The following is a 6,640-nucleotide window of genomic DNA, read 5'->3' on the forward strand; positions in this document are numbered from 1 at the left end:
GTTAGCAGGCCGTTGCGGATTCCTGCCATCCGACCGGCGCATCCGTCCGGTTGATCAAAAGCCCCAGTTCCTGCAGCCTGATGATCATGGCGTGCAGGGAGACATTGGTGAATCCGCCTGCCTCACACATCATGGCGGCAATACGGGCCCAGTTTTCCACGCAGGGATCAACAAACAGACTCGGCGGCCCAATGGTGCTTTTCCGGTTGTGCAGTACAAGGGCATCCTTTTCAAAGGCTGCCCGAAATGCCTTGACAACCGCCTTCTGCGGCATCAGAAGGCACCCCGCAAAGTAATCGGCCTGCCATTCAATCCGTTCTCTGGCGTTCCCTGTGCGGCATACAATAACGTCCCCGTCAACGGCCTGTCTCGTCGCTACCTCGGCATAGCGCCGATGCAGGATCCAGTGACCGACCTCATGGGCACAGGTAAAGATCAACCTCCCCTCCGGGCCCTGTTCCAAAAGCCGCTCGTTGATGCAGATGAGCTTGGCCCCCACATAGGTGGCGCCGAGCACCCCCTTTGACCCCAGTATGGTTTCCAGATCTTCAAAGGCAAGCGTGAGTCCGAGCGATCTTTCAATCATATCTTCCACCGGAATCGGAGGCGTGATCGGATATCCGGCGATGGCCTCGTAATCATCGATAAGCCCTGAAGCCGCTTCGGCAATCTTCTGTTTGGCCAGCCATGGCACCCTCATTTTTCGCCCTCCCCTTTCCCGAGTTTTGCGATCTCAGCCAACTGCGAGAGCCTGGACCAGTCGTCTTCTCCGTAGCCCCTCTCTTTGGCGGTTCTCAAAAAGTCGGCAACTCGGGGTTGTTGCGCCACGTATTGAGACAACTCGGGATCGACCTTTCTGGCAGCCGCCAGCAGCCGCTGTTTATCCATGTTCAAGGCCCTTGCCATATCCACAATGACTTTTTCAGAGGGCGGGGCTGCCCGACCGTTTTCCACATCGCTCAAGTACCCGGGCGACGTATTGATCATCCGGGCCAGTTCCCTGAGCCCCACACCCGTCTCCAGCCTGAGATCCCTCAGTATGTCGCCAAATCCCTTTTCCATACATTCCTTTCGCAGCAGACAGTGTTCTATATAGTCGAACACCCCCCGGCTGTCAAGAGGAATTTCTTGAAATCGTGAGAGATACCATGGAGAATTAGGAAGGAAGGTGATTGGAATGCGCCGGAGGCGAACAAGCCTCCGACACCCTGCTCCCAAAGCAACTACGCTGAATTTATGGAACGATGCTAACCCACTAAAATATATGATTTTTAAAGAAGTTCTCCTTTTCACCAATTCCTGATAGTAGACGTTATTTCGTCTACCATAACCGATTTTGAGTCAATTCGTCTACCAAATCGTCTACCACATTTCTGTGTTGAAGTGAATCACTCATTACCCACTCTTATCCTTTTTTCCTATGAAAACTTGAGCGAATTAAAACGGTTTCTGAAAAAGGGTTGAAAAAAATTTAAAATGGGGACAGGATATGAGGGAATGTCTCACTATTATCTATTTGACTCCAACAACAAAGAGAATTGATCAAAGACCATTGCCAAAAGCCTAAATTTCCAAAAACCAAACGTAAATCGGCCCGGCCCTAACCTGCTATAAATTCAGACTGATCTATAAAAACCTTGACAAAAACCCTTATCTAACAGCGCCGAAAGCAACGTAGAGGGCCATTAAGCTTCCAAACCCTACCCATGTATTTAAATTTTGGGAGAGAGCCTGAGCTTTGATCTAAGAGAAACAAAACGGACACTTGATAAGATACCAAAGAGGAACCTGTAAGGGGTATCAAAGATCGACAAGAGAAACCCAAGAAAACCCTATAATAGAAAACCCCTTCCCTGGAAGAAAAGTCTGAGGGGACACGATATCAACATCAGCCAGAAAAAACTTGAACCACCTGGAGGGAGAGACCCACACAACAAACCCACCATAAAGGGGCGGATACCTTGATACCTGGAAACCATAAAATCCCATATAAAACCCCACCGGAAGGAGAAAAATCATGAAGATCACAAAAACCGTCGGATTTTTTGCTGCCACATTGTTGCTAACCCCGGCCATTGCATGGCCTGCCTATTGTCCACATGGCGTTTTTCATGTAGGCGATTCAGTAACGCAAGTGCTCAAGCGATGTGGCGAACCACAGCACAAGACCGTAAGCAAGATCGGCTTATCATCAAGGGAAGAGATTTGGCATTATGATTTCGGAGACAAAAGAATCCCCTTTTCTGTGACCATACGAGACGGGAAGGTGATTAAAATCCAAAACGATTAGGGGGAGAGGCCCACACGACAAACGCCCCTATAAATGGGCGGATGCCCTGAGACCTGAAAACCGCAAGATCCCAAGTAAAACGCCACCGAGGCGTTTTTTCGGAGCAAGCTTTTTGAAAAAAGGGAGAGTTGAGAATGGCACTGATAAAATGCTCTGAATGCGGGAAAGAAATTAGTGATAAAGCGGAGAAGTGTGTTCACTGTGGTTGTCCCGTTGAGCTCACAAAGGCTAAGTGCCCTAACTGTGGATTTGAACGGAGTCCAGAGGATCAGGAATGCCCTAAATGTGGAATTATCTATTCTAAATTTGAGACTGTAGCTGCCAAAAAGAGAACTGCCGAACAAATCCCACCAAAGCAATCAACCCTTGCCGAACAAACCCCACCAAAACAATCAATGCTCACTAAGCGAATCAATATCGATAAATACGTGCTGCCGATTGTGGGTGTTCTGACATGCGCCTGGATCTTGATTTATGTTTTTTCAGATCCGGCTATCGATAAGACTGATAAACATCAAGCCAATATTACACCCGTTCAAAATATTTCAGATGAGATAAAGGAATCTGCCATTTACGAAATCAAGAGAAATCCAATGGTGAAAGATGCTGCGATAGTCCAAGACGGAAAGGATATAAGGCTTGCTATTATTGTAGGCTATGCGACTTCTGAGAGGAAAGCCAAAGAACTTGGAGACGGGTTTATGAGATTGGTTAAGGGTCTAAGTGGTGATAAGTTTCCGGGAAAAGAGATCGGTACTGGAGAATATGATTATATGATCGGAGTTTATTATCCAGATAAAAAGAGAGTTGCACTTGGAGCAAAAGTAAGGAGCTCCCCTCATATCACATGGTAACAAGGACTGAGAAGGGTCCTGAACAACAAACACCAAGAAGAAACCCACCGGGACGCTTTTTCTTGACGACATTTTGGAAGGGGGGGACCTGATAAAATGTATTTATTAAAGTGTTTTTTGGTTTTCTGTCTGTTGCTGTTTTGTCCATTAGACGGATTTGCAAAGATGTATAAATGGGTTGATAAAGACGGAAAGATTTATTTTACAGACCAAAAGCCCCCAGAAGAAGCAACGGAAGTGAAAGAGTATGGGAAAGATGGGATAAAGAAAGAAGAACCAAAAGAGGAACCACAAGTATCAGAGGACGGGCTTACCCTGAAAGATGTGGATTTAATAATTGTTTCTCCGTACTACAAAGATGGAGTGTTAAGAATTAGTATTTTTCAAAAAAATAGATACATGGATAAATTAGTTACTTGGGAAGAAGGTACAGTGAGTTGTGAATGTGAAATTTATCAAGATATAGGTAGAAGGACAAAAAGAAAAGGCAATAAAATTTGCAGTGTAAGCCATGAATTAACACGTTGGGATCAGAATATTTACGTTGATGCTCCTAAAAAATACTTTGAAAATGGAAAAAAGGTAATCATCGAATGTTTAGTTGATACTGGATATAGAAAACTGAAAGCAACCTCTAACCCTTCTTTTGGTACCCAAAAAGACTCCCCTGGGGGAAAGATCCGGGGGGGAGCCTCATCCCAGACGCTGAACTAATACCCACCGCCTGAACGCCTGAGAGCAACGGAGAATCATTTCTCCCCCCTCCCCCTGCCATTGGTATTCAAAACAAAAGGCCCCTTTCCCTGGGGGATCTTAGGGGGAGCCCTACCTAATCTCTGAACCCAAAACCCTGCCTCTGATACTCCATGATAGATCTAACGAACATGTTAGATTCTTACAAATTGAGTCTGAGAGTTTATCTCTCAGAACGTTTAAGCGGCTAATAATTCTGTTATTTTTTCAATATAGTCGTCAGCCTGATGGTATGCTTTTTCAAGCTTACTGTTCGGCATGAACAAGTTGTTGGGCCGGTGATGAAAAAGACTGTTGGCCAAAGGGCCGAATAAGCGTTTATGAAAAAGAGTGAACATGGTGGCCACATTGACACCTTTCTCGGTAAGCAGATATGAATATTGTTGGCCATTTCGTTTCACAAGACCATGCGCTTTCATTTTTCGCAGATCATAACGCAATTGGTTGATTGTATAGTTTCGCAATTCAAAGGCTTCGAGAATAGATTTGTGGATTAGGGCAGAAGACCAGCCGTTGAGGCAAGCTCCAGTATGCATCATGGTTTCCATGAGTCGAATCATGCGGGTATCTTGAATTTTTATTCCAGCTATCCGGGTGTTGCCGCACGTGATGGGCAATGCGAGCCTTTGCAGCAAGGGGAAGTCAAAATGGGCATTCAAAGAACGGGATTGAATCTCGGCAAAACGGTCAAGGATCTCCTGTGATGTTGCTTTGACTTGGTCGAGATGTTCAAGTGACTTTTTGATGTGTAAGTCGGGAAGATTGTTGCAGCAGATTTCCATTCGAAGAAATGTTCGAAGTTTTTCGTATTGTTTTACAAAGGAGTTTTTGAAATAGGCTCGGAAAGTATGATGGGCCTGATCCGTACGTTCCAAAATGGTTTGTAATTTGCCTCTGAATCTTTTTGTGATGCGCCAACCAAAGATGTTGGATATCTTATCGCCGGTCATTGATAAGAAACTGAGTTCGCAGGATCTTTCAAATAGCTTTCGAATCGGGAAATGGCGACGGAAGATGAAGTTTTGACAATATTCGATCTGTGAAATGGCATAAAACCGTCGCAAGTTCATTTTCTCTCTTTCGCGCTTGGAAAATTTAGGACTGACAATAAATGACCAATATTCAATGCGATCACGGATGATGTCGTGGTTTAATCTATCTGCTGCTGCCTGAAGGAGAGTTGGATCTTCTACCGAAACAAACGCATTATCGTTTTTCTTGTACCTGACGCCAGCTTTTGACAGTTCCTGTTCAATAAAGTTGTGTCCATTCAGGTAACAGGTGACATGAAAAGGCAAATATGAACCAACACGGATCAGCATGGGACCGCTAGATAGGTGGCACTTCAAAATCATATATACCATATAACAACTTGGCAACTTTAATAATAGGTTTATCTTAGACCAAAACCTTAATACTTTTAAAGCTGATAGAGCACACAATTGATCAGAAATCAATTCGGCCTCTCATCAACAGCCTGTGATACCGAGTCCCTATAATTAACCCTAAATTTGTCGAAAAGGAGTTCAAAGTTTGCATAAAATGATTTATGCCTTAGAACCTTGCCTCTAATATCGTAATCAGCATTCCTATTAAACATGCATTCAAATACCAGTTTATGATACGAATCGTTTTCTAAGTATTGGAAAAGATCTTTTTCGCTAAATTCTTCTCCAAGCCATTGACAAAAAACACCGTCGCGGCATTGAACTTCACCGCTATAAATAAAATTAGCCAACTCATAGAAACTCCTCACAGGATGATCCAGAACACGGTATCCGGAAAACATTCGATTTCCAATGACTATGCAAGTGGATATAGTATCTACACTATCAAGATCCCAATTAAGTCTATCTGAGAGATATTTCTTGAACTGATTATTTCTAAAAGACTCTGATATCTTAGAAAGCTGATTGGCAGCCTTATTCACATGATCATGAATCGTTCTGATTTCATGTATACTCCCGGAGAGTAAAGACCGTTTTCCTTCAAAAATGAACACAGTACTGTTTTTTTTTGCTATTATATCAATATCTCCTTTTAACTCACGGAAATTATAATCAATCTCATTTTCAACCTCTGGAAAATGTTGTTTCAAAAGTGCCGCTAAAGAAGATAGCATAGGGTCTTCCTTATTATCTTCAAAAAATCGTCTTTTTACTAAAAACAACGTATTTCTTAGATAATCGGAAAAGAGGAATAAATGCATGGGAAGAATGAAATAGTCATCAGCGAATAATATAGGCTGATACTGCAAATCGAGCACCCCTCCACCTTTTGGATTCCATGAAAAAAGGTTAAAAAAACTTTGAACCTTCTCCTTGTCGATTACAATTTCAAGGATCTCAGAAAAAATGTCCTTTTGATATACTGGAAGCAAAGATCGAGCAACTATCTCCGGTTCTGATTCGAAAAACTTTTTCAAATGCGCGCAAAAAATGACTACGGTGACATGAAATAGTCTATGGATCTTCACTAGATCAAAAAAAGTGAGACTTTCATAAACATTAAATGATCTGAGTGTATCAAAATGTATGAAAAGCTCTCTACAGCCCTCTGCCAAGAAAGTTGATTCTTCAAAGAAAAGCTTTTCCGAATTCAAAATTTGATGGTCTCGTAAAAAGTAAAAGTTAATTAAACGATTGAAATAATTGTAAATAGACTCATTTTTAGCTTGCTTTTTGCCCTACATTTTGGTATAGAAATAGACCAGTTGTTAACCCATTGTAGGTGAAAAGCATGA

Annotated in this window: 7 protein-coding genes; 3 read left to right on the forward strand and 4 right to left on the reverse strand. The window is 42.9% G+C overall.

Annotation, left to right across the window (positions count from 1 at the left end; translation table 11 throughout):
• Position 1: 1 nt before the first annotated feature.
• Positions 2–700 (reverse strand): ImmA/IrrE family metallo-endopeptidase, encoded by a 699-nt coding sequence (locus K9N21_18795; GenBank protein MCF8145961.1) that lies wholly within the window; start codon positions 698–700, stop codon positions 2–4.
• A complete protein-coding gene (locus K9N21_18800; protein MCF8145962.1) occupies positions 697–1,062 on the reverse strand; it encodes a helix-turn-helix domain-containing protein in 366 nt (121 codons plus the stop codon). Before K9N21_18800 ends, K9N21_18795 begins: the two co-directional genes overlap by 4 nt.
• 955 nt (positions 1,063–2,017) lie before the next feature.
• On the opposite strand from K9N21_18800, the gene K9N21_18805 reads away from it, so the two are divergent.
• From K9N21_18805 to K9N21_18815, 3 genes are all read left to right on the forward strand, one after another.
• Positions 2,018–2,290, forward strand: a complete 273-nt coding sequence (locus K9N21_18805) for a DUF2845 domain-containing protein (protein ID MCF8145963.1) — start codon at positions 2,018–2,020, stop codon at positions 2,288–2,290.
• Positions 2,291–2,424: 134 nt separating this feature from the next.
• Positions 2,425–3,144, forward strand: a complete 720-nt coding sequence (locus tag K9N21_18810; protein MCF8145964.1) for a zinc ribbon domain-containing protein — start codon at positions 2,425–2,427, stop codon at positions 3,142–3,144.
• Between the two features lie 165 nt (positions 3,145–3,309).
• Positions 3,310–3,858: a DUF4124 domain-containing protein gene (locus tag K9N21_18815; protein ID MCF8145965.1), complete on the forward strand. Its 549-nt coding sequence runs from the start codon at positions 3,310–3,312 to the stop codon at positions 3,856–3,858.
• 218 nt (positions 3,859–4,076) lie between these two features.
• Here K9N21_18815 and K9N21_18820 read toward each other — a convergent pair whose 3' ends face one another.
• Positions 4,077–5,219: a hypothetical protein gene (locus K9N21_18820; protein ID MCF8145966.1), complete on the reverse strand. Its 1,143-nt coding sequence runs from the start codon at positions 5,217–5,219 to the stop codon at positions 4,077–4,079.
• 131 nt (positions 5,220–5,350) lie between these two features.
• The gene (locus tag K9N21_18825) at positions 5,351–6,499 is read right to left on the reverse strand and encodes a hypothetical protein (GenBank protein MCF8145967.1); all 1,149 of its coding nucleotides are present in this window, start codon (positions 6,497–6,499) and stop codon (positions 5,351–5,353) included.
• Between the last annotated feature and the right edge of the window lie 141 nt (positions 6,500–6,640).

The sequence above is a fragment of the Deltaproteobacteria bacterium genome (assembly GCA_021737785.1).
In the GTDB taxonomy this organism is placed as follows: Bacteria; Desulfobacterota; DSM-4660; order Desulfatiglandales; family Desulfatiglandaceae; genus AUK324.